Below are 22,232 nucleotides of genomic sequence, written 5' to 3' on the forward strand. Positions count from 1 at the left end.
CGTTCTTTCTGTAATCATAAATTATATAAGGTATTTCACTCAACAAAAATATTGGCAGTCACAGGACGTTGGCATGAATATGATGGACACAGATACTCGCCTCAATACGGCAAAACCTCACTTTGAATATATTACTGAATTCAAAGAAAAGAATGATTATGAAGTTGAAATAAACACTGCCTGGCGTCGTGCTGAACCTGATTGTGTGGAACATTTACTTGAACATAGCCAAATTTCTGAACAGCTGAATCAGCGCATTTATGATCTGGCTTTCAATCTTGCGCATACCCTGCGTGAACGTAAAAGCTCGAACGGTAAAGCTGGAATTGTGCAAGGTTTATTGCAAGAATTTTCATTGTCTTCTCAAGAAGGTATTGCACTGATGTGTCTGGCAGAAGCCCTGCTTCGTATTCCAGACAGTGCGACACGTGACCTGCTGATTCGTGACAAGATCAATCAGGGCAACTGGAAAGAACATGTCGGGCAAAGCAGCCTGATGTTTGTCAATGCCGCTGCATGGGGCCTCATGCTGACCGGCAAATTGATGGAAACGCCAAAACAAAAAAGTTTATCCAGCGTACTGACCGGGCTTTTGGCACGCAGTGGTCGCGGTATTATTCGTAAAGCGGTAGATGTGGCAATGCGAATGATGGGCGAACAGTTTGTCACGGGCGAAACCATTCAAGAAGCGCTCGAACATGCAGAACCTTTGGAAGATAAAGGTTTCCGTTACTCTTACGATATGCTGGGTGAAGCGGCACTCACCGAACATGATGCTGAACGTTATTATCAGGATTATAGCGATGCCATCCATGCCATTGGTCAGGCATCCAAAGACAAAGATGTCTATGAAGGCCCGGGGATTTCAATCAAGCTTTCTGCCCTGCATCCGCGCTATCAACGTGCGCAGATTGATCGTGTGCATGAGGAGTTATATCCAAAAGTGCTGCAATTGGCGGAACTGTCAAAACGCTACAATATTGGTCTAAATATTGATGCTGAAGAATCTGAACGTCTGGAAATATCTTTAGAATTGTTGGAGCGTCTGTGTTTTGAGCCTAGCCTTGCCGACTGGAAAGGCATTGGCTTTGTGATTCAGGCTTATCAAAAGCGTTGTTTCAACGTGGTCGATTACGTGGTGGATCTGGCAAAACGCAGTCAAAAACGCTTGATGATTCGTCTGGTCAAAGGTGCGTACTGGGATAGTGAAATCAAGAAAGCCCAGATTGATGGCATGACGGATTATCCGGTGTTTACCCGTAAGGTGCATACTGACCTGTCTTATATTGCCTGCGCTAAAAAACTGTTGGCTGCCCCAGAGCAGATTTATCCGCAATTCGCGACGCATAATGCGCAAACACTTGCCACCATTTACCATTTGGCTAATCCAGAGCAATACTACGTCGGTCAATATGAGTTCCAGTGCCTGCATGGCATGGGCGAACCGCTATATGAACAGGTGGTAGGCCATAAAATAGACAATAAACTGGGTGTGCCGTGCCGTATCTATGCACCAGTCGGAAATCATGAAACTTTACTGGCTTATCTGGTGCGACGCTTATTGGAAAACGGCGCCAATACCTCTTTTGTCAATCGTATTGCAGATAAAACCTTAAAGATTGATGACTTGATTGAAAATCCACATTCAGAAATTTTAAAAAATGCCGCAAAAGAATCTCAAATAGGTCAGAAGCATCCGGCTATTCCTTTAGCCCCCGACCTATACGGTGATATTCGTCCGAACTCTATGGGCCTAGACTTAGCCAATGATCATGAGTTAATGCTGCTCAATCAAACTGCACAAAATTTCAGTCAGCAGCAATGGCAAGCCCAAGCTTTGGGTAAAAACCTAAATCATGAAAATTCGCTTGTGGATAATTATCCGCAGCCCATCGCAATTTTAAATCCTGCACATCATTCCGATATCGTCGGTTATGTCGAGGAAGCAAGCGTAGAACAAGTAAATCTGGCCTTAGAGAATGCCGTCAATGCCCAAGCTGAATGGAGCAATACACCGAAAAATACACGTGCCGCTTGTTTGCAACGCGCTGCGGATATCATGCAATCACGCTTGCAAGAACTGATGATTTTACTGTGCCGTGAAAGTGGTAAAATCTATGCCAACGCCATTGCCGAAGTTCGTGAAGCAATCGACTTCCTGCGTTATTATGCTGCTCAAATGATCGATCTGGATCAAAATACAGTGATTCAGCCACTGGGCACCGTGTTATGTATTAGTCCGTGGAATTTCCCTTTGGCCATTTTCACCGGACAAATTTCAGCTGCCCTCGTTGCCGGAAATACTGTCATTGCAAAACCTGCTGAGCAAACCCCACTGATTGCCGCGCAAGCAATTCAAATTTTATGGCAAGCCGGTATTCCTCAAGATGTGGTGCAACTTCTTCCGGGACAAGGTGAAACCGTCGGCGCGCAGTTAAGTGCTGATGCCCGTATTCAAGGCATCATGTTTACCGGTTCAACTGATGTGGCCAAAATTCTGCAAAAGACCCTTGCACAAAGACTAAGTCAATCTGGCCAGCCTATTCCACTGATTGCGGAAACCGGCGGTCAAAATGCCATGATTGTGGACTCGTCCGCATTAACCGAACAGGTCATTCTGGATGTTGTAAGCTCGGCTTATGATAGTGCCGGTCAACGCTGTTCAGCTTTACGTGTACTCTGCGTCCAAGAAGACAATGCCGATAGTGTCATCAATATGCTCAAAGGCGCGATGCAACAACTGCGGGTGGGTAATCCGTTCCTGTTAAAAACCGATATTGGTCCGGTGATTGATCTTGAGGCGCAAAGCAATATTCAAAAACATATTGATCAGATGCGCAGTAAAGGTCATCCCGTTCATCAACTAATGTTGAATGCGGCACAAGATCCATCCTTAAACCAAGGGACTTTTATTGCGCCAACCCTGATTGAATTGCCGAATTTAAATGATTTGCAGCGTGAAGTGTTTGGTCCGGTCTTGCATGTGATCCGTTATAAATATGGTCAATTGCAACAGTTACTTGAACAGATCAATAGCAAAGGTTATGGCCTCACCATGGGACTGCATACCCGTATTGATGAGACCGTTCAGACCGTGATTGCACATGCAGAAGTCGGCAACTTATATATCAACCGTAATATTGTTGGTGCTGTGGTCGGTGTGCAACCTTTTGGTGGTGAAGGTCTTTCAGGTACCGGCCCTAAAGCAGGCGGTCCGATTTATCTGTACCGTTTGATGCAGCACTGCTCTGCCAAGAAACTGGCAACACCTTTTGCAACGCAGTCGAATGCAACACAGCCCGCACATCACCCCTTATATGCACTGTTTTATCGTTGGGCAGAAAAGCACTTTCCTCACTATCAATTGAAACCGTGCCCTGCTTTTTGCTCTGGTCATCATTATGAATTGCAAGGCCCGACCGGTGAAAGTAACCAATATGTCGTGTTGCCAAGAAAACGTGTGCTGACTTTAGCCGATCAGGAACAGGATCAGATTCAGCAATTGGCTGCAATTTTTGCGGTCGGCAGTCAACCTACCGTACTGGCTGAAAATACCTTTGTACTCAAGTATCTGCCTAAGATGCCGAAAGAAATTGCAGACAGTTTCGCGATTATCCAAAGCATTGAAACAGATGATTTTGATGCAGTTCTCCATCATGGAAGCAAAGCTCAACTGCAAAAGTTGCAAACTCTGATTGCCTCGCGCCAAGGTGCAATTATTGGCATCACGCATTTAAAACCGCTTGAACACGAGATTCCTTTAGAGCGCCTGGTGATTGAACGCGCAATTAGTATTAACACCGCAGCTGCAGGAGGGAATGCCAGCCTGATGACATTAAGCTAAAAAATTTAACTAGAGCACTACAGCGCTTAATCCTATAACTGGATGTTTTTCCTCTTTACCAAGTCAACCACTCCCTAGTCAGGTTGGCTTGGTTTCTTTTTATATTTAGCCCTCATTCAACTCAGCATATCTATTTATGATGCAATCTAAAAACAGCCATAAATAAGGGATCTCCCTATCTAGCCAAAATTTCAATTGAAACGATATTTCTGCCGCTGAATGGGCAATAAGTTTAGTCATCTGATTCAAACTTTGTTACCATCCCTGTTTTCAATGTGTTTGTGATTTTTACTGCATATGACTTCAGCTTATCAGTTACAACTTGATGCCAAGATTGCACGTATTTCTGCTCAATTTGCCGAGTTTAATCCCCCTTCTCTAGAAGTATTTCAGTCGCCTGAACAAAACTTCCGTATGCGCGCAGAATTCCGGATTTGGCATACTGACGATGATATGTTCTATGCCATGTTTGAACGCAGCGAAGATAACCAAAAACAGGTCATTCGCATTGACGAATTTCCAATTGCAGATGCCAGCATTAATCAACTGATGCCTATTTTGCTGCAAGAACTGAAAAGCAATCCGGTCTTGTCTAAACGCTTATTTGAAGTTCATTTTCTGGCGACTTTAAAAGGTGAAATGCTGGTGTCAATGATTTATCGTTGCCCGCTGGATGCCGAATGGGAAAGCTTGGCCAAACAACTGGCTGAAAAACTGAATATCAAATTGATTGGTCGTAGCCGCGGTCAAAAAATGGTATTAAGCGATGAATTTGTGGTTGAAGAACTGCAAGTATTTGATCGTACTTACAAATACAAGCAAGTCGAAAGCAGCTTTACCCAACCGAATGCACAAGTCTGCCAAAAAATGCTGGAATGGGCATGCAATGCGGCTGAACAGTCAGATAAAGACTTACTTGAATTGTACTGTGGTAATGGTAACTTCACCCTGCCGCTGTCCACCAAATTCAATCGCGTACTGGCAACTGAACTGGCTAAATCATCTGTTTATGCAGCGCAGTGGAATATTGAGCAAAACCAGATTGACAATATTCAGGTGGCACGTTTATCCGCTGAAGATTTCACCCAAGCCTATAATGGTGAACGTGAATTCCGCCGTTTGCAGGAAGCAGAGATTGATATCTCAAGCTATGACTTCAACACTGTGTTTGTTGATCCACCGCGTGCAGGAATTGATGATGAAACTTTAAAACTGATTCAACGTTTTGAACGTATCATTTATATCTCATGTAATCCTGATACCCTAGAAGACAACTTGAAGACCTTATCAACTACGCATAAAGTGACCAAATTTGCGATGTTTGACCAGTTCCCTTATACCCATCATGTAGAATCGGGTGTATTACTGGAAAAGATTTAAACAATTTATTTCATTGTTAAGTTTGTAAGTGTGTTTGTTTTAATGAAGCTCCAATGAGCTTCATTTTTATTTCATTTAAAATTAATCATTTATAACTAATTCTGAATAGTAAATCTCATAATATCGTTAAAGTTAGTGCTTATCATCGGAAAATTTCACGTCCAAATGCTGTTTTTATCACTGACCTAGGCTTGTATTATTCAGGAAATTGGATATATTTCGAACTATGTTAAGTTGTGTATGAAGGCTCTATGAGTTTTTGGCAAAAGCTGTTTTCTGCTAATCAACAGCAAAACGAACACAAGAATCAAATCTCGTGTGTCGAAAATGATTGCTCTTGTAAATCGAATGAAGAACTGATTCAAGCTTTAGCGAAAGCCACTGATGAAGATGTCATCATTGGAATTAAAAAGGTTCTAGCTTCACGAGGTTATAGCCGTAAAGAGTTAAATGAATTACAGCATCTACCACTCCAATAGTAGAGTCTAATTCAAAGGCATTTAGTTCACTAAATGCCTTTTTATTTTCCTGCCCAAAACATATCTGCTTCGATTTTAATACTTAGAAACATACTTCTTCCTTTTTATCCAAAAATCTCTGTTCCCGTGTATTTAAAAGTGCTTTACTCATATGTGAAAAATTATAAAAAGTAAAATAAGAATGCCTTAAAAATAAAAAATTAGTCTGAGCAAAAGGAAAATATATGAAATCGTATTATCCTAGACTGGCAATATTATGCAGCCTGATCTCCAGTCACAGCATGGCCGCCGCAATGGACCAATCCGGACAATCCTTATTGCCTTTTCTCGAGACGGGGCATTATTTTGAAGCCTCCATTTCCGCAGCCGACCCTGAAGTTTCAGGACGAACTTTAGGCACACGACCAGACCTGGTCAGTTCAGAAAGTGATGACTATTCAACTGACAATATTCGCCAGAATTTCCAATACTACAGTGCAGCTCTTAAACTACAATTAAAACCGGAGCTCTCTTTCGGTATCCTTTACGATCAGCCATTTGGCTCAGACCTGCACTATCCGCTCAAAGACAATGGCAGTTTTTCTGATCCGGCACTCAGCAAACAAGGTACACAGATCAATGTGGATACCCAAAATCTCAGTCTGGTTTTAGGCTATCAACCTTTCAAAAACTTTAATCTTTATGCAGGACCTGCCTTTCAAAACATTAAAGGTGATGTTTCACTTCGCGGCTTGATTTATGCAGACTTGAATGGCTATAACGCCGTTTTCAAGGAAGATGCTGCCATTGGCTGGCTGGCGGGTTTCGCTTACCAGCTGCCTGATATTGCACTAAAAGCCGCATTAACCTATCACTCCAAAATTGATCACAACATCAATGTCTCTGAAAATATATTGGGCACACCGCTGCTTCTGCTTGATGAAACTGAAACTAAAATTTCCACGCCACAGTCGGTTAATCTCGATTTTCAAACCAGTGTTACAGTCAGCACTTTGCTTTACTCCAATATCCGTTGGGTCAACTGGAAAGATTTTGTGATTCGTCCCACCCAATTTGGTGCCTTATCAGAACGGACAACAACGACAATGAGTGGCGGAACGTATACGGGTGGATTCAATCTGGATGACTATCAAAAAGATCAGTGGAGTGCGTCTGTCGGTGTGGCAAAAAAATGGACTCAGCAATGGTCTAGTGCTTTTGACCTCAGCTGGGATTCCGGTACAGGTGATCCGGCATCCATCTTTAATCCAACCAAGGGCTATTGGGGAATAGGTTTAGCCATCCAGTACAGTCCCGAACCCGATTATTTTATTTCGGGCGGGGCTAAATACTTTTGGCTGGGAGATGTCACGGCGCAGGATGGAACTTATAATCTGCCGCTTCCAGGCATTTCAGAAGCTTCAAAAGTGGGTGAATTTAATGACAATCACGCCATAGGCTATGGTTTGAAAATTGGATATCATTTTTAACTTATCAATGATCTCATTTGGTTAAAAATTAAAAACTTCTCCACTTCTCGCTCTAAGTCAAAATTTACCCAATATAAATCATGCTTAAAATTATTCCAAATGAATAAATTAAATAAATCAGGATAAAAATATTTAAAATAATAGCGTACTTGAACAGATCGTTTTAAGACTTGGAAGATTAGTCTTTTTGACAGTTTTGCTCATCTATATACGCTACCATTGGACCAAGCTTAAAAAATGAATCTGCGCGTTTTAATTGCGGAATATATGCGCTTGAAATGGAGCCATCCAAATACAGCGCATTCGATACTTGTAATTCTTGTTGGAAAAATTGTGCAAATTGATAAAAACTCACTGCGGTATTGCTTATTACAAAATAGAGAGTTTGATCTTTAATCCCCACGCCATTACGAATTTTAAATGAGTCTGAATGTTGCAAAAAGTTTGGATTAATCTTTCCATTAATCACCAGCATTGGCCCAGATTGCGTCGCATAATCCGGATTAAACTTTATCTTAGCGTAGTCATCTGTGGTGCTAATCAGGCTTTTATCTTGATTCCAGGCCAGCACACCATTCGGCTGAATATGAAAATTGCCAAAGCCCTGTTTGATGGTATTTAATTTCTGCTTTTGTCGGGATGCTTCTACATATAAACCGACTGCAGAATAATCTGAATGATACATTCCGGCATTCATGGCAAATAATAACTTTTCACAAGACTTTAATTGCTTCTGGATAGCATCAAATTTATGCAGCGGTTGATTGGTTTTCGTATCATTTAAAAATAAACGTAAGTTTTGAGGCTGTTCAATCTTGACCACATCAACATCAAAAGCACCTTTTTTCCAATGCTCCGAGTAAACTTCTGCATAGCTGACTGAAACCAGATTTAAAGCAAAAATTAGCGCAGATTTTAATAAAAATTGATTCTTCATTTTTATCTTTCCCCCCAACGACTTAAGGATAGGTTGAAAATTTTATACAATGATGTAGTTTTTATAAAATAGTCATTAAGCTTAGTGAAATAGTCGATTCTTTCATAAAGAAGCAGTAAACTACATCAACAAAATACATGTGTAACTTTATTGATTAAACTTGGGATGCAACAGCAGAAAATCCGATTTCCTTTAGGAACACATCTTATTGTTAAACACTTAGGCTATTCCCATCATGGCATTTATGCAGGGCGTGGCCGGGTGATTCATTATTCGGGTTTTGCTCATCTCTTCAAAAAACGCCCGATTGAGATCACATCAATAGAAAAGTTCAGTTTCGGCAAAACTATTATTATTCAAAAATACAGCAACCCCAAGTTTACTGGGCGTAAAGTCATACGGCGCATGCGTTCCCGAATGAACGAAAACAACTATCATCTGATTATTAATAACTGTGAACATTTATGTACTTGGGCCATTACCGGCGTTGAAAGCAGTCCACAAGTGATTCACATGATGAACCGCCTGACCACGATTGGCTATGTCAGCTCAATCATGAGTTATATGAACAGCATGTTGCTGACCATCACCACAACCTGTTTTGCACTGGTGTTGTACATCAAGAAAAAACTGCGTGATAAAGCGAAAAAGCGGCTGCTCTCCTCTTTATTATTAAAAAAGCCTGAACAGAAAAACCCTTAATTTTGAGTTGCGCCATTTTACAATTTTAAAGATAAAAAGCCCCATTTGAATGGGGTATAAAAATTTTCTGCTCACCCGTTCTTAAGCAAAATTTTATGTCTAAATAAAATAGGTACACTTTAATTTTTGATGTTTGCTATTTTATTGGATAAATAGAGTCCACAACGTTTTAGAAAAATGATCTAAACAAAAGGCGGAAATTTATCATCGACTAAATTTAATAGCGCGCCATACTCCAAATATGCCTTACAACCATCCAGAACTGTGGTAAAGCCTGCGGTATGATCAATAATAAAAGCAATTAAGGCCGATCCTTCCAAGGGAATATCGTAATTTCGGATGCGAAGGTAGGTTTCTTGTTCTGCTATTTTCTCAAAAATAAAGTCTAGCGTCGTCTTGGGTTCTCCCCAGATGATCTGTATCAGTTCATTATTAATCATCTGTTCCACTAGAACTGGTGTAGTGACATCATATTTTTCCCAATACCAGTCTACGCTTTTGTTTTCAATTAACTGCCCGGTCGATGAAGTAAACCAAAACTTGCTAGTGATTTCAGGATCAATAAAGGCATTAAATACTTCTGCAACCGGTTTTCGAATTAACATCTGGGTTTCTATAACGACGCTCATTTTTATTACCTTCAGCTTTTTCTTATAGTGATAGCATAATTGCTTTCTGATTGAATATTATTTTTATGCTAATAGATGTAGCCAATCAATCAATATAAATAAAATCAAACAATAAAAATGACTGCTCAAAACTGGCTTCATTCAATAAAAAAGCCCAACCGAAGTTGAGCTTTTAGAACAGTTATTGCGATTACCTTTTACCTGTAGCACAGATGAAGTACAGCTTCATCTGTTGCGTTCAGGCAAATGAGCCATATATGGCGCAAGACGAAATGATTTTGCTTATCCTTGCTTAGGCTTAAAGCTGTCTTTTAAGTCCAAAATACGGTTAAACACCGGTTTATCGCTGCTGTGATCATGTTGATCTGCCACGAAGTAACCTTCACGTTCAAACTGGAAACGATCTTCAGGTTGAGCTTCTGCCAAAGCAGGTTCAATCATCGCCTGAAGCACAGTTAAAGATTCTGGGTTTAAGTGTGCCAAGAAATCATCATCTGCATCAGGAGCCGCTTCATTAAACAAACGGTCATAAACACGAACTTCAGCAGGAACACCTTTGGTTGCAGAAACCCAATGCACCACACCTTTGACTTTGCGGCCTTCAGGATTTTTACCTAAAGTTTCAGGGTCAATTGAACATTTCAGTTCAACCACTTCACCATTGGCATCTTTAATCACTTCGTCACATTTAATCACATAAGCATGACGTAAACGTACTTCACCTTGTGGAATTAAACGTTTAAAGCCTTTAGGCGGCACTTCTTCAAAGTCTTTACGATCAATATAAATTTCTTTAGATAAAGGAATAATACGATCGCCCATGTCTACGTTCGGATGACGTGCATGGGGCAAATCCATATCTTCAGGCAAGTTGGTCAAGGTCACTTTCAGTGGATTTAACACCGCCATACCACGCGCAGCGGTATTTTCCAAAGACTGACGGATACAGTATTCAAGCATTGCAACATCAACAATACTGCCATCAACTTTAGACACGCCTACACGCTTACAGAAATCACGCAGACCTTCAGGGGTAAAACCACGACGGCGCATACCGACTACGGTTGGCATACGTGGGTCATCCCAGCCATTAACATGATTGCCTTCAACCAATTTACGCAATTTACGTTTTGAGGTAATGGTGTAATCGACATTTAAACGGCTAGATTCGTACTGATGCGGAACAGATGGCGATTTAACTTTATCAACCACCCAGTCATAAAACGGACGGTGATCCTGGAATTCCAGAGTACAAAGTGAATGGGTAATACCTTCAATCGCATCGGATAATGGATGCGCATAATCGTACATTGGGTACATTTTCCATTTATCACCAGTTTGGTGATGTTCAGAATGCAGTACACGGTACAGAATAGGATCACGCATATGCACGTTTGGAGATGTCATATCAATTTTGGCACGAAGCACAGCTTGCCCTTCACCCAAACCGCCATTATTCATCTTTTCAAAGTTCGCCAGATTGTCTTCAACAGATGCTTCACGGTAAGGAGAGTTTTTACCTGGCTCTTTGAAATTACCGCGGTTTAACTTGATTTCTTCCGGCGTTTGCAAATCCACATAAGCATCGCCCTGTTGAATCAATTGAATTGCCCAGGCATGCAATTGATCAAAATAGCTTGATGCGTAGCGAGGTTCACCATTCCAGTTAAAACCTAACCATTTTACGTCGTTGGCAATACCATCTACATATTCTTGTTCTTCTGCATCTGGATTGGTATCGTCAAAACGCAGGTTACATACGCCATCAAATTCTTGGGCAATTCCAAAATTCAGACAAATGGCTTTTACGTGACCAATATGTAAATAACCATTCGGTTCTGGCGGGAAACGTGTCACCACTTGTTGTGTACGGCCTGCTGCTAGATCGTCAGTAATCACTTGGCGTACAAAGTCTAAGCCAGGCTGTTGTTCTTGCTGCGCAGCATCGACAGATTGATTTTGAGTTGTCGGGTTATTTGGCAGGGATGAAACAACATCATTCGGCTTCATAGTTGATAAATCACTTCTATAAGATAAAATAGGATAATTAAAACGCTTTTCTCAGTTTTTAACAAAGAAAGTAACGTTTTTGCTTGCCTTGTAGTTTACAGTTTGCTTATGCTTCTCTCAACCAAAAACCCATGGCTTTTTTTGTCCATGATTAGGAGATTATAGAATGAGTTTTCCTCAAGTCGAATTAAACACCAATAAAGGACGTATTGTTCTTGAATTAAACTCTGAAAAAGCACCTAAGACTGTTGCTAACTTTTTAGAATATGTACGTGACGGTTTTTATGATGGCGTGATTTTTCACCGTGTAATTGAAAACTTCATGATCCAGGGCGGCGGCATGGATGAAAACTTCAAAGAAAAAGCAACTCGCGATTCTATTGAAAATGAAGCTGACAACGGTTTAAGCAATGAAGAAGGTACGGTTGCAATGGCACGTACTCAAGCACCTCATTCTGCGTCTGCTCAATTCTTCATTAACGTGAAAAACAACTCTTTCCTTAACCATACTGGTAAAACAGCACAAGGCTGGGGTTATGCAGTATTTGGTAAAGTTGTTGAAGGCTTAGATGTGGTTGAAGCAATTAAAGGCGTTCGCACTGGTAACCGTGGTTACCACGCTGACGTTCCTTTAGAGAACGTCGTAATTGAATCTGCTAAAATTATTGCTGAGTAAGAATCCCTCCTAACCTCCCTTTAAGAAAGGGAGGAATTCCCACCTTTTAATGGGAGAAAGTCTCTCTTTATCAAAGATGGGTGAGGAGCATTGCTCCGCAAGAGAGATTAAACACACAAGGAAAATAAGTGACCTATCTGTTTATCGCTGATTTACATTTGTCACCTGAACACCCTCGACTCGTTCGGGGGTTTTTGGATTTATTAGAACACTATAAAAATAAAGATACCCAGCTGTATATTCTGGGTGACTGGTTTAACGCTTGGATTGGGGATGACTACTCTGCCCCATGGTTAGATGAAATTGTCAGCGCTCTACAACAATTTACTCAAGCCGGTAATCATGTTTATTTTCAAGTGGGCAACCGCGACTTTGCACTGGGTCAACGCTTTTTACAGCAGTTTAATGGTTCTATATTGCCTGATGTAGATACCTTAAAGATTGGTGAGCTTCAGATCCGTCTTGAACATGGCGACCTGCTTTGCACCGATGATGTGTCCTACCAAAAATTCCGTAAAATCATTCGTAATCCGCTAGTTCTAGGTTTTCTTAAAAGCATGCCATTAAGTTTTCGTCAAAAACTGGCAAATGGTTTCCGCAAAAAAAGCGCCCAAACCAAGCAAGTGAAGTCTTATCAGATTATGGATGTAAATCAACAAGCCGTTGAACAATCACTTCAAGCAGTGGATGTACTGATTCATGGACATACCCACCGCCCTAATATCCATAATGAAAATGGTAAATTACGAATTGTGTTAGGCGACTGGCGCGAACATGAAGCACAGATTTTAGAAATTGATTCTAAACAGGTTGATCAAACCTTAGAATTGAAGACCTGGACGTATTAATTTAAATTGCTCAAGCCTTGCGGTTAATATAAAAGCGAAATCCTTTTACGGCGCCTCACCCCTCTCATTCGTTGTTTATTTATACTGAATATCATCAACTGATCCAATCGTTTCTTGATTTGTAAAACAATTCAAACATAATCAGCATATATCATTTTATTTAACTTTAGAGATCTGCATGTCTGATTTTAGCAATATCGCAGTGACCCATCATGATGACGACAAAGTTTCACTTTTAGTCGATGGAAAACCTATTTCCGAGCGCTACGCTGTGCAATTTGAAAGTAATATTGTGGATGAATTAAAAGCACTGGAAGATGGTAAAGCACTTAAATTATTTGACCAGTTTATCTTTTCTCATAGCGATTTGAATTTTGAACATGCATATAGCTACGTGACTTGTATGGTTAAAGCGGATTCTGATTATAAAGTGGTGTGTAACTTCGTTTATAAAATTACTGCTGCCGGTCAAGCGCCTATGGAAAACGTGATTACCAAGCAAGGTCAGCCTATGAGCAGCGAAGATATCCGTGAATTCATTGACAAGCATGTTGCAATGTCATTGAACGAATATACCGATTTAAAATACGCTTATTAATAAAAAAGCCCCTGCTCGATAAAAAAGTAAGGGGCTTTTTTCAGTTGAAGCAATTAATCCACAACACTGTTTAAGATTAATACCCGCCCTCAGATTTCATCACTTCACCCCCTTTATATTTGGCCAAAAGTTCACGAAGCGAATTCATCAAGACACTGGTATCGACACCCACTGCCACAAACTCTGTACCAAGGTCTAAATATTGCTGCGTGGCTTCATGCTGTGTTGATAAAATCCCGGCTGCCTTACCCGCTGCACGAATACGTTGAATCGCATCCACCACAGCTTTTTGAACCTCTGGATGGTTTGGATTACCTTGATGGCCCATGGTTGCGGACAAATCCACAGCACCAATAAACACCCCATCTATGCCATCAACTTTTAAAATATCATCCAGGTTTTCTAGGCCTGTGACCGATTCAATCTGAATCAAAAGACTGATATTTTCATGGGCTGTTTGGTAATAATCCGGAATACTGTTCCAACGGGTTGCACGTGCCAGAGCCGCACCTACGCCACGGATGCCCTCAGGTGGATAACGCACGGCTTTGACCATGAGTTCTGCTTGTTCTACTGTTTCCACCATCGGAATCAATAAAGTTTGTGCGCCAATATCTAGCAATTGTTTAATCAGCTGCACACTGCCAATGGGTGGACGCACCACGGCTTGCGAGGGATATGCAGCGATACTTTGCAGTTGCGAAAGCGTGGTTCTCAAATCACTGGGCGCATGTTCACCGTCAATGAGTAGCCAGTCGTATCCGGCATTAGCTGCAATTTCTGTAGCGTAGGCATCTGCCAAACCGACCCATAGCCCAATTTGCTGTTGGGTTTTTAGTTTTCTTTTGAAGTGATTGCTAAAGTCCATACGCCTGCTCTCGGAATGGTCATACATTTTAATTAATATTGATTAAACGCCATTTTTCTAAAAGTACCAATATCGAAAAGGTATTTCTTGATCTGCTAAAACTCTTAATTTATTGCAAGATACCCACTCTTCATTTTATAAAATTATTGATGACATTTGAAATGCAGGCTAAACAGGATACAAATGCTGCTTTATATAAAGTGTAATAAATTGAGTGAAAAATGGTATTCACGATCAATACTTTTTATCATGCCAAAGTCTAAAGCGAGATCGATGTGTTATAAACTATTTGGATAGCGCTTCAGCTAAAATGACAAACATAATTTATAAGTGGAGTAATCATTCATGGATCTTTTAAACGTCTCGAAAACCCGTTATACCACTAAAGCCTATGATCCTATTCGAAAAATCCCCAAGGAACAGGTGGCACGTTTATTAGAAATCTTACGTTTGACTCCCTCTTCCATCAATATTCAACCTTGGCATTTTTTTATTGCTGACAATCAGGCAGCCAAAGAACGGATTGCCAAAGCCTTGGTTGGGAAATATGCCTATAACGCGCCTAAAGTGCTAGATTCTTCCCATACTATTTTGTTCTGTACCAAAGCGGATATCAGCGAACAGCATTTAGATAACTTGCTCACTCAAGATGACATTAGTGGTCGTTTTAAAGACTCAACCGCCAAACAAGGCCAAAAAGATAGCCGTAGCGGTTATGTCAATTATTATCGCAATGAAAAAGGTGATATTCAGCGCTGGGCAGAAAATCAAACCTTTATTGCCTTAGGTCAAATTCTTTTGGCTGCTGGAATTGAAGGCATTGATGCAACACCCATTGGTGGATTTGATGAACAAATTATCAATGATGAATTGCAGTTAACCGAAAAAGGCTTGGTGCCTTCGGTATTGTTGACACTCGGTTATCGTAGTGAAAATGATTTCAATGCCCAACTGCCAAAATCACGCCTAGACAAAGAACAGATTTTCACTCAGCTTTAATTAACGATTCATTACAATAAAAGGGGCCAATGTGCCCTTTTATTGTCATTTCAGGTCTTATTCTTGCAACAATATTGAGGTATATTTGCGCAAAAATAAAAGGTGGTTCACATCATGATTCCTGCTACAACTAAAATGCCAATGAAATTTGAATGCACACACTGCAATAAAATTTATATGCATCAATATTCCATAAATGCGATTTCCTTTTATCCAACCTGTCCAGACTGCAAGCAGGCTGGCTTGCTGCTCGGTACAGCCGACAGCATAGACATCGTGAAGCATCCAAAGACTTTTGCAAAAACACTTTTCAAGCAGATATCGCATAAGCTAGGCAAATCACACTAGCCAAACCTAATATCAAACCGGCAGCGGTAGCGGGTTTTAATTTTTCCTTAAAGATGATTAAGCCACTTAATGCACCAAATAGCACCACCAGAATATTCATACCTGCAAACACAATTGCAGGTGTGTCTTTCAATAAAATATGCGCTTTGACATACAGTGCGATATTGGCAAAATTCAGCACACCCAAGCCCAGTCCGGCCAGTATGTTGTTTTTGTTCCCCATGGTTTTCGTTGAAATTGCAATATAAGCCAATGACAATATAAAGGCACAGATAAACATCAAATTTAAGGCAACAGCGAACTGTACGCCTAATCCGGTGGTGTACTTGAGCAGTACATCAATCAAGGCATAGCCAAACCATACCAATGCAAGATATAACATCGCCTGTTTAGAAGAGGACTGCCCTGTTTCGGCTTTTTGATGTGAAAATAAAATACTGATGACTGCTGCAATACCCAAAGCAATCCCGATGATTTTCAGACTATTAAACTGTTCCTGAAAAATAAAAAATGCGGATAATAGCGATAAAACCACCGATAAACGCTGGGCAATTTCGGTTTTAATAATGCCGGCATATTGCAATGATTTGGCTAAGCATAAAAAAATACTCGGCAATAAAATCCCTAAGGCAACAATTAACCACCACGGCGTATTTGGTATGGAAATATGCTGCAAATCTGGCTTAAACCATAAAAAGCACAACACACTGGCAGAAGCATAGTTCCAGACAATCATCTGTAATGCATCAAAACCTTTGGCTTTAGCCAGCTTTAAAAGAATTGAAATGACCACACTACAGCATGCCGCAGCAAATATAAGTTCCATCTTTTGCCTTATTTTCCTGATTTATAATGGTTTAGGGTGAGATACAAAAAAGCCCACAAACAATGTGGGCTTTTTATTATAGATAATCTTTAACGATTATTTATAACGATTCACCATTTTCTCTAAAGAAATTGGACGAATCTGATCTGCATGACCGGCAGTGCCAAATGCTGTGTAACGATCTACACAGATTTGTTTCATTGCATCGACAGTTGCAGAGAAGAATTTACGTGGATCGAATTCGCTTGGTTTTTCTGCCATCATACGACGCATTGCACCAGTAGATGCCAAACGCAAGTCAGTATCGATATTAATTTTACGAACACCGTGTTTGATTGCTTCAACCAGCTGCTCAACAGGTACACCATAAGTTTCTTTGATGTCGCCGCCGAATTCATTGATCACAGCCAACCATTCTTGTGGCACAGAGCTTGAACCGTGCATAACAAGATGGGTATTTGGCAATGCCGCATGAATTTCTTTAATGCGGTCAATCGCTAAAATATCACCTGTAGGTGGACGTGTGAATTTGTACGCACCGTGTGAAGTACCCACTGCAATTGCCAAAGCATCGACATTGGTATCTGCTACAAACTGAGTCGCTTCTTCAACTGAAGTTAAAAGCTGAGAATGGTCAAGAACGCCTTCAGCGCCTACGCCATCTTCTTCACCCGCCATACCGGTTTCAAGGCTACCCAGACAACCAATTTCACCTTCAACTGAAACACCGCAAGCGTGCGCCATTTGAACTGTACGACGCGTTACATCAACATTGTATTCGTAACTTGTAGGCGTTTTACCGTCTGCACCCAATGAACCATCCATCATTACTGATGAAAAGCCCAACTGGATTGAGCGTTGGCATACATCAGGGTCAGTACCATGATCTTGATGCATAACCACTGGAATATGTGGCCACTCTTCAATTGCTGCCAAAATTAAATGACGTAAGAACGGAGCACCGGCATATTTACGAGCACCCGCAGATGCTTGAACAATAACAGGTGAATTCGTTTCGTCTGCGGCTAACATAATTGCGCGCATTTGTTCTAAGTTGTTTACGTTAAACGCTGGTACGCCGTAATTGTGTTCGCCGGCGTGATCCAAGAGCTGGCGCAATGAGATAAGTGCCATAATGTCCTCCCAGTTGATGCCCCATATTCTACATGCTGAATCATTTCAATTCAGTAATAAAAAACACTATTTCAAAAAAAATCCCTGCTTATGCAGGGACTTTTAAATAAAACACGAAAAACTTAAGGTGCAGTGGCTTCAGAAGCCGACTCGGAAGCTGCAGCTGTGGCTTCATCTGCATTTGCATTCGCTATTTCTGCCGGTACATCTGTATTTTTTTCATCCAGAATCGGTTGGTCAATTGAATCTATTGCTGCTTGTTGCTCAGGGCTAATTTTTTCTTCTACTGTTGCTGTTGTCGCTGCGTCATTTTTCGGAGCTTCATCTTTCTTGGCACAAGCAGTTAAAGCCAAAGGTGCAATAAGAAGTGCTGCAAGGGTTAATTTCAATTTCATCAGATTGTCCTGTGACAGGAGATTTAATGATGGTCATCTTATTGCAGTTATATTTCATTTTGATGACTGGAATATGTCCCCTAAAATGACAAAAGGCTGACCGTAGCCAACCTTTTGTTGTATTTAATGTATGCGTAATCTTATTTAAAGATTCCGATCTAAAGATTAAGCACGTTCAAGCAATACAGCAACTGCAGGAAGTGTTTTGCCTTCTACAAATTCAAGGAAAGCGCCACCACCAGTAGAGATATAACCAATTTTGTCAGCCACTTCATATTTGTCGATTGCAGCTAAAGTATCACCGCCACCCGCGATAGAGAAACCAGCCGATTCAGCGACTGCAATCGATAATGCTTTAGTGCCTTCACCGAACTGATCGACTTCAAATACACCCACTGGACCATTCCAAAGGATTGTTTTTGAAGTTTTGATAATTTCAGCAAATGCTTTAGCCGTTTCTGGACCCACATCTAAAATCATGTCGTTGTCGGTTACATCAGCAACGTTTTTAACTACAGCTTTTGCTTTGGCCAACGAACCCAAGAAATCAGCAAAATCGATTTCAGCTGCATCTGCAACCACAACATCTGTTGGAAGTGGAACTGATACTTTTGCAGCAATGGCTTTGGCTGTGTCGATCAAATCATTTTCACACAATGATTTACCCACATTGTAGCCAGCAGCAGCCAGGAATGTATTGGCAATACCACCACCTACGATGATTTGATCGCAAATATCTGAAAGTGAAGTTAACACATCCAGTTTAGTTGAAACTTTAGAACCGGCAACAATCGCAACCATTGGTTTTTCAGGGGTTTTAAGTGCACGACCTAAAGCATCCAGTTCAGCTGCAAGTAACGGCCCTGCTGCTGCAACAGCGGCAAAACGCGCTACGCCTTCAGTTGATGCTTCTGCACGGTGCGCAGTACCAAATGCATCCATCACGAATACATCGCAAAGTGCTGCATATTTTTGTGCAAGTTCAGGATTGTTTTTCTTTTCACCCGGGTTAAAACGCACGTTTTCAAGCAATACAACCTGACCTGGGGCAACTTCAACACCATCTAAGTAGTCAGTAAACAATTTAACGTCTTGACCCAAAGCTTGAGTCAAGTAAGCAGCAACAGGAGCTAAAGACTGTTCTGGTTTAGGTTCACCTTCAACGGGACGACCTAGGTGAGAACAAACCATTACCGCAGCGCCTTTTTCTACCGCTGCTTTAATTGTAGGAAGCGCGGCGCGTAAACGTGCATCACTTGTAATTTCACCATTTTTTACAGGTACGTTTAAATCTTCACGAATAAGAACACGTTTACCTGTTAAATCGAGGTCAGTCATACGCTGAAAATTCATGTATAGCTCTCTTTATAGATATAAAAACCGCCCGATTTTAAATGATTATGTAGAAAAAGGTTAGCTTCTTTTGCATAAAAGCTGTCGAAAGGCAAAGTTTTGATTATCATAGTCAAAAGCCACTCCATGATTTAGAGCTTATGTCTATTCACCCAGATCCAAATATCAATCGTTTAAACGTTTTAGGCGAACCTATGGCTAGCTGTTGCTATGCTCCTATTACCGGATATTTTCGTAACGGCTTTTGTCATACTGCTACAACAGATCTAGGTCAGCATACAATGTGTGTACAAATGACCGCTGAGTTTCTTAATTTTTCGCAAAAAGTAGGTAATGACTTGATCACACCATTACCAGAAGTCGATTTCCCGGGTTTAGAGCCGGGTGATTTTTGGTGTATTTGTGTGACCCGTTGGGTTGAAGCTTACCAGGCCGGTATCGCCCCTCCCATTAAAATTCAAGCTTGCCATCAAGCTGTGCTCTCCTACGTTCCGCTTGATGTGCTTATGGAATATGCAGTGTAATGAGTACTCCCCAAATTATTTTGGCTTCAAGCAGCCAAACCCGCAAAGACTTAATGAACCGCCTTCGCATCGATTATCAAAGCATCGTGCCTGATATTGATGAATCTCCCCGTGGTGAAAACCATGCCGATGATTTAGCCAAAAGGCTGGCCTTTGAAAAAGCCAAAGCCATTTCGGAACAGTATCCAGACGCGATTGTGATTGGATCAGACCAGGTGGCTTGGCGTGAAGGTGCACCGGACATTTTTATTGGCAAACCGCTGACTGTTGAAAAAGCCATAAAACAGTTACAGGCCAATTCCGATAAAATTGTCTATTTCAGTACCGCATTAAGTGTGCAACAGCAGTCAACCGGCTTTGAACGCACGCTGGTTGAACACTATAAGGTCAAATTCCGTAAACTCAGTCTTGCTGAAATTGAGCGTTATATTGAAGTTGAACAACCTTTGATGTGTGCCGGCAGTTTTAAATGCGAAAGCCTGGGGATTAGCCTGTTTGATCAAATGATTGGACAAGACCAAACTACGCTCATGGGCATGCCGATGATTCAGCTTTGCCATATCCTGCGTCAATTGAATATTTTAGTTCCTTAATTTTAGGCTGTATTTATGTCTCAACCTTTAGATGTCTTGGGCGGAATTACCGCTGAACAATTCCTTGCTGAATATTGGCAAAAAAAACCATTACTGGTCCGTAATGCGCTGCCTGAAATTGCGAATCTGTTAGAACCTAGCGACGTGATGGAACTTGCGCTGGATGAAAATGTCAGTGCCCGCCTCATCAAACAAAAAGATAAAGATCCAAACCAGTGGTCGGTGAAATCATCGCCTTTAATCAAAGCTGATTTCCAGAAGATGCCAAAACTTTGGACACTGCTTGTACAAGCTGTGGATCACTACTCTTTTGATCTGGCAGAACTGTGGAAAAAATTTCCGTTTATTCCGCAGTGGCGTCGTGATGACATTATGGTGTCATATGCGCCAAAAGGCGGTTCAGTCGGCAAGCATTTCGATTTTTACGATGTATTCTTGGTTCAGGGTCATGGGCAGCGCCGTTGGCAGTTAGGCCAAATGTGCGATGCCGAAAGCGAATTTGTTGCAGGTCAACCCTTAAAATTACTGCCAGAGATGGACGTTCATTTTGATGAAGTTTTAGCACCGGGCGACTTGCTTTATGTCCCACCAGGCTTGTCTCATTACGGCGTAGCGGAAGATGACTGTCTGACGTACTCGTTTGGTTTCCGTATGCCAAATGTGGCTGAAATGATGGATCGCGTAAGTGATAAATTCGCTGCGGATCAATTGCTTAAAAACCCACTGACTGACATTATTCGCGACAAAATCAGCCCGATTGGTCAAATCAGTCAAGCTGAACTTGAGTATTTAAAAGCAGAACTTCTAGCACAACTGCAAAATCCAACCGTGCTTGAAGATGCCCTCATGAGCCTGATGTCAGAACCGAAATATCCGGAAAATATTCCAGAGGCTGAAGCACTGGGTACAGGTGATTTAGAAGAAGCCTTGGATCAGGGTTATTCACTCATTCTTGAGCCAGCATCACGCCTGCTTTATACCGAAGATGAAGATGAGTTGCTGTTCTGGGCCAATGGCGAAGGGATCTGTATTTCAGATGCATTTGCACCGATTTTAAAACAGCTGGCTGATGGCAATCCGGTATTACTGGATGAAAATCTTTATGATCCAGATATGCTGGAAGACATCGTGAACTTGCTAAATGAATCAATTCTGATGTTATTACCTGCTGCAGATGAAGAATAAATAAAACAAAAAAGGGGAAATAATGATTTCCCCTTTTTTTAATATCAACTTGATACATGCATATAAAATTCCAGATTTAATAATGAATGATAATTTCTAATGTTCCCTACTTTTATTTAAATTTTAGAAAAATCAAAAGCAAAATAACTGACAAATTTTAATTTTTTACCCATTCGATAATATGAAGTTTGATATGTGCTGAATTAGCAGGAGACTTTCACTTGGGATATGCTAGGCAGCTAACCGATAAAAGTTCTCTGCTATTTGATTTGGCGTTTTAAAATCCAAACTCTTTTGAATTCTTCGCTGATTATAAAATAACACAATGTATTTTGTAATATCTGCTTTAGCTTCATCTCTGGTTTTATAGTTGCAATGATGCACTAATTCATTCTTGAGTATGCCCCAGAAACTTTCAATCGGTGCATTATCGTA

21 protein-coding genes are annotated in these 22,232 nt (G+C 40.9%); 12 read left to right on the top strand and 9 right to left on the bottom strand.

Annotated elements, in window-relative coordinates:
- Nucleotides 1-73 precede the first annotated feature (73 nt).
- From putA to E0H81_RS09065, 4 genes are all read left to right on the top strand, one after another.
- The gene (gene putA, locus E0H81_RS09050) at nt 74-3,844 is read left to right on the top strand and encodes a trifunctional transcriptional regulator/proline dehydrogenase/L-glutamate gamma-semialdehyde dehydrogenase (RefSeq protein WP_131318320.1); all 3,771 of its coding nucleotides are present in this window, start codon (nt 74-76) and stop codon (nt 3,842-3,844) included.
- Nucleotides 3,845-4,141: 297 nt separating this feature from the next.
- Entirely contained in the window at nt 4,142-5,224 is a 1,083-nt protein-coding gene (gene trmA, locus E0H81_RS09055) for a tRNA (uridine(54)-C5)-methyltransferase TrmA (RefSeq protein ID WP_131318322.1), read from the top strand.
- A gap of 251 nt (nt 5,225-5,475) precedes the next feature.
- Complete coding sequence (locus E0H81_RS09060) at nt 5,476-5,703, top strand: hypothetical protein (RefSeq protein WP_131214408.1); 228 nt, start codon at nt 5,476-5,478, stop codon at nt 5,701-5,703.
- A gap of 224 nt (nt 5,704-5,927) precedes the next feature.
- Complete coding sequence (locus tag E0H81_RS09065) at nt 5,928-7,172, top strand: outer membrane protein transport protein (RefSeq protein WP_131318324.1); 1,245 nt, start codon at nt 5,928-5,930, stop codon at nt 7,170-7,172.
- 178 nt (nt 7,173-7,350) lie between these two features.
- Here E0H81_RS09065 and E0H81_RS09070 read toward each other — a convergent pair whose 3' ends face one another.
- On the bottom strand, nt 7,351-8,109 hold the full coding sequence (locus E0H81_RS09070; protein WP_131318326.1) for a phosphodiester glycosidase family protein: 759 nt from the start codon (nt 8,107-8,109) through the stop codon (nt 7,351-7,353).
- A 165-nt stretch (nt 8,110-8,274) separates the two neighbouring features.
- On the opposite strand from E0H81_RS09070, the gene E0H81_RS09075 reads away from it, so the two are divergent.
- Nucleotides 8,275-8,811 carry a lecithin retinol acyltransferase family protein gene (locus E0H81_RS09075; RefSeq protein WP_131318328.1) on the top strand — a complete coding sequence of 179 codons (537 nt, stop codon included), beginning with the start codon at nt 8,275-8,277 and terminating at the stop codon, nt 8,809-8,811.
- Nucleotides 8,812-8,993: 182 nt separating this feature from the next.
- Here the strand turns inward: E0H81_RS09075 and E0H81_RS09080 are convergent, their stop codons facing one another.
- Both E0H81_RS09080 and E0H81_RS09085 read right to left on the bottom strand, forming a co-directional pair.
- Nucleotides 8,994-9,440 (bottom strand): SRPBCC domain-containing protein, encoded by a 447-nt coding sequence (locus tag E0H81_RS09080; RefSeq protein WP_131318330.1) that lies wholly within the window; start codon nt 9,438-9,440, stop codon nt 8,994-8,996.
- Between the two features lie 282 nt (nt 9,441-9,722).
- The gene (locus E0H81_RS09085; RefSeq protein ID WP_131318331.1) at nt 9,723-11,450 is read right to left on the bottom strand and encodes a glutamine--tRNA ligase/YqeY domain fusion protein; all 1,728 of its coding nucleotides are present in this window, start codon (nt 11,448-11,450) and stop codon (nt 9,723-9,725) included.
- 166 nt (nt 11,451-11,616) lie between these two features.
- Between E0H81_RS09085 and E0H81_RS09090 the strand changes: the two genes are divergently transcribed.
- The 3 genes from E0H81_RS09090 (at nt 11,617) to E0H81_RS09100 (ending at nt 13,572) form a co-directional block, all read left to right on the top strand.
- Entirely contained in the window at nt 11,617-12,126 is a 510-nt protein-coding gene (locus tag E0H81_RS09090) for a peptidylprolyl isomerase (protein ID WP_131318333.1), read from the top strand.
- 128 nt (nt 12,127-12,254) lie between these two features.
- Nucleotides 12,255-12,974: a UDP-2,3-diacylglucosamine diphosphatase gene (locus E0H81_RS09095; RefSeq protein WP_131318335.1), complete on the top strand. Its 720-nt coding sequence runs from the start codon at nt 12,255-12,257 to the stop codon at nt 12,972-12,974.
- Between the two features lie 178 nt (nt 12,975-13,152).
- A complete protein-coding gene (locus tag E0H81_RS09100) occupies nt 13,153-13,572 on the top strand; it encodes a hypothetical protein (protein WP_131318337.1) in 420 nt (139 codons plus the stop codon).
- 76 nt (nt 13,573-13,648) lie between these two features.
- Here E0H81_RS09100 and hpaI read toward each other — a convergent pair whose 3' ends face one another.
- Nucleotides 13,649-14,440 (bottom strand): 4-hydroxy-2-oxoheptanedioate aldolase, encoded by a 792-nt coding sequence (gene hpaI / locus E0H81_RS09105; RefSeq protein WP_131318339.1) that lies wholly within the window; start codon nt 14,438-14,440, stop codon nt 13,649-13,651.
- Nucleotides 14,441-14,785: 345 nt separating this feature from the next.
- On the opposite strand from hpaI, the gene nfsB reads away from it, so the two are divergent.
- Complete coding sequence (nfsB, locus tag E0H81_RS09110; RefSeq protein WP_131318341.1) at nt 14,786-15,439, top strand: oxygen-insensitive NAD(P)H nitroreductase; 654 nt, start codon at nt 14,786-14,788, stop codon at nt 15,437-15,439.
- 310 nt (nt 15,440-15,749) lie between these two features.
- Here the strand turns inward: nfsB and E0H81_RS09120 are convergent, their stop codons facing one another.
- The 4 genes from E0H81_RS09120 to E0H81_RS09135 all read right to left on the bottom strand — a co-directional run bounded on the left by E0H81_RS09120 (nt 15,750) and on the right by E0H81_RS09135 (nt 19,495).
- Nucleotides 15,750-16,613 (bottom strand): EamA family transporter, encoded by an 864-nt coding sequence (locus E0H81_RS09120; RefSeq protein WP_131318343.1) that lies wholly within the window; start codon nt 16,611-16,613, stop codon nt 15,750-15,752.
- Nucleotides 16,614-16,709: 96 nt separating this feature from the next.
- Entirely contained in the window at nt 16,710-17,747 is a 1,038-nt protein-coding gene (gene fba, locus E0H81_RS09125) for a class II fructose-bisphosphate aldolase (protein ID WP_131266467.1), read from the bottom strand.
- 122 nt (nt 17,748-17,869) lie between these two features.
- On the bottom strand, nt 17,870-18,142 hold the full coding sequence (locus tag E0H81_RS09130; protein WP_131318346.1) for a hypothetical protein: 273 nt from the start codon (nt 18,140-18,142) through the stop codon (nt 17,870-17,872).
- 165 nt (nt 18,143-18,307) lie between these two features.
- Complete coding sequence (locus E0H81_RS09135; protein ID WP_131318348.1) at nt 18,308-19,495, bottom strand: phosphoglycerate kinase; 1,188 nt, start codon at nt 19,493-19,495, stop codon at nt 18,308-18,310.
- 140 nt (nt 19,496-19,635) lie between these two features.
- Between E0H81_RS09135 and E0H81_RS09140 the strand changes: the two genes are divergently transcribed.
- From E0H81_RS09140 to E0H81_RS09150, 3 genes are read left to right on the top strand one after another with little or no spacing between them, the layout of a single operon-like run.
- Nucleotides 19,636-20,019 carry a DUF2237 family protein gene (locus E0H81_RS09140; protein WP_131318350.1) on the top strand — a complete coding sequence of 128 codons (384 nt, stop codon included), beginning with the start codon at nt 19,636-19,638 and terminating at the stop codon, nt 20,017-20,019.
- On the top strand, nt 20,019-20,612 hold the full coding sequence (locus tag E0H81_RS09145) for a Maf family protein (RefSeq protein ID WP_131318352.1): 594 nt from the start codon (nt 20,019-20,021) through the stop codon (nt 20,610-20,612). Before E0H81_RS09140 ends, E0H81_RS09145 begins: the two co-directional genes overlap by 1 nt.
- Nucleotides 20,613-20,627: 15 nt before the next feature.
- On the top strand, nt 20,628-21,797 hold the full coding sequence (locus tag E0H81_RS09150; protein WP_131318354.1) for a ribosomal protein uL16 3-hydroxylase: 1,170 nt from the start codon (nt 20,628-20,630) through the stop codon (nt 21,795-21,797).
- A 231-nt stretch (nt 21,798-22,028) separates the two neighbouring features.
- Here the strand turns inward: E0H81_RS09150 and E0H81_RS09155 are convergent.
- Nucleotides 22,029-22,232 (bottom strand): IS3 family transposase (locus E0H81_RS09155; protein ID WP_155519703.1); only part of this gene is annotated, 204 nt, incomplete at its 5' end.

Origin of the sequence: Acinetobacter terrestris (genome assembly GCF_004331155.1) — a bacterium.
GTDB classification, from domain to species: domain Bacteria; phylum Pseudomonadota; class Gammaproteobacteria; order Pseudomonadales; family Moraxellaceae; genus Acinetobacter; species Acinetobacter terrestris.

Excerpts from the sequence above, each read along its gene's own strand:
- putA (WP_131318320.1), top strand. The coding sequence starts at position 74 with ATGAATATGATGGACACAGATACTCGCCTCAATACGGCAAAACCTCAC.
- trmA (WP_131318322.1), top strand. The coding sequence starts at position 4,142 with ATGACTTCAGCTTATCAGTTACAACTTGATGCCAAGATTGCACGTATT.
- E0H81_RS09060 (WP_131214408.1), top strand. The coding sequence starts at position 5,476 with ATGAGTTTTTGGCAAAAGCTGTTTTCTGCTAATCAACAGCAAAACGAA.
- E0H81_RS09065 (WP_131318324.1), top strand. The coding sequence starts at position 5,928 with ATGAAATCGTATTATCCTAGACTGGCAATATTATGCAGCCTGATCTCC.
- E0H81_RS09070 (WP_131318326.1), bottom strand. The coding sequence starts at position 8,109 with ATGAAGAATCAATTTTTATTAAAATCTGCGCTAATTTTTGCTTTAAAT.
- E0H81_RS09075 (WP_131318328.1), top strand. The coding sequence starts at position 8,275 with ATGCAACAGCAGAAAATCCGATTTCCTTTAGGAACACATCTTATTGTT.
- E0H81_RS09080 (WP_131318330.1), bottom strand. The coding sequence starts at position 9,440 with ATGAGCGTCGTTATAGAAACCCAGATGTTAATTCGAAAACCGGTTGCA.
- E0H81_RS09085 (WP_131318331.1), bottom strand. The coding sequence starts at position 11,450 with ATGAAGCCGAATGATGTTGTTTCATCCCTGCCAAATAACCCGACAACT.
- E0H81_RS09090 (WP_131318333.1), top strand. The coding sequence starts at position 11,617 with ATGAGTTTTCCTCAAGTCGAATTAAACACCAATAAAGGACGTATTGTT.
- E0H81_RS09100 (WP_131318337.1), top strand. The coding sequence starts at position 13,153 with ATGTCTGATTTTAGCAATATCGCAGTGACCCATCATGATGACGACAAA.
- hpaI (WP_131318339.1), bottom strand. The coding sequence starts at position 14,440 with ATGGACTTTAGCAATCACTTCAAAAGAAAACTAAAAACCCAACAGCAA.
- nfsB (WP_131318341.1), top strand. The coding sequence starts at position 14,786 with ATGGATCTTTTAAACGTCTCGAAAACCCGTTATACCACTAAAGCCTAT.
- E0H81_RS09120 (WP_131318343.1), bottom strand. The coding sequence starts at position 16,613 with ATGGAACTTATATTTGCTGCGGCATGCTGTAGTGTGGTCATTTCAATT.
- fba (WP_131266467.1), bottom strand. The coding sequence starts at position 17,747 with ATGGCACTTATCTCATTGCGCCAGCTCTTGGATCACGCCGGCGAACAC.
- E0H81_RS09130 (WP_131318346.1), bottom strand. The coding sequence starts at position 18,142 with ATGAAATTGAAATTAACCCTTGCAGCACTTCTTATTGCACCTTTGGCT.
- E0H81_RS09135 (WP_131318348.1), bottom strand. The coding sequence starts at position 19,495 with ATGAATTTTCAGCGTATGACTGACCTCGATTTAACAGGTAAACGTGTT.
- E0H81_RS09140 (WP_131318350.1), top strand. The coding sequence starts at position 19,636 with ATGTCTATTCACCCAGATCCAAATATCAATCGTTTAAACGTTTTAGGC.
- E0H81_RS09145 (WP_131318352.1), top strand. The coding sequence starts at position 20,019 with ATGAGTACTCCCCAAATTATTTTGGCTTCAAGCAGCCAAACCCGCAAA.
- E0H81_RS09150 (WP_131318354.1), top strand. The coding sequence starts at position 20,628 with ATGTCTCAACCTTTAGATGTCTTGGGCGGAATTACCGCTGAACAATTC.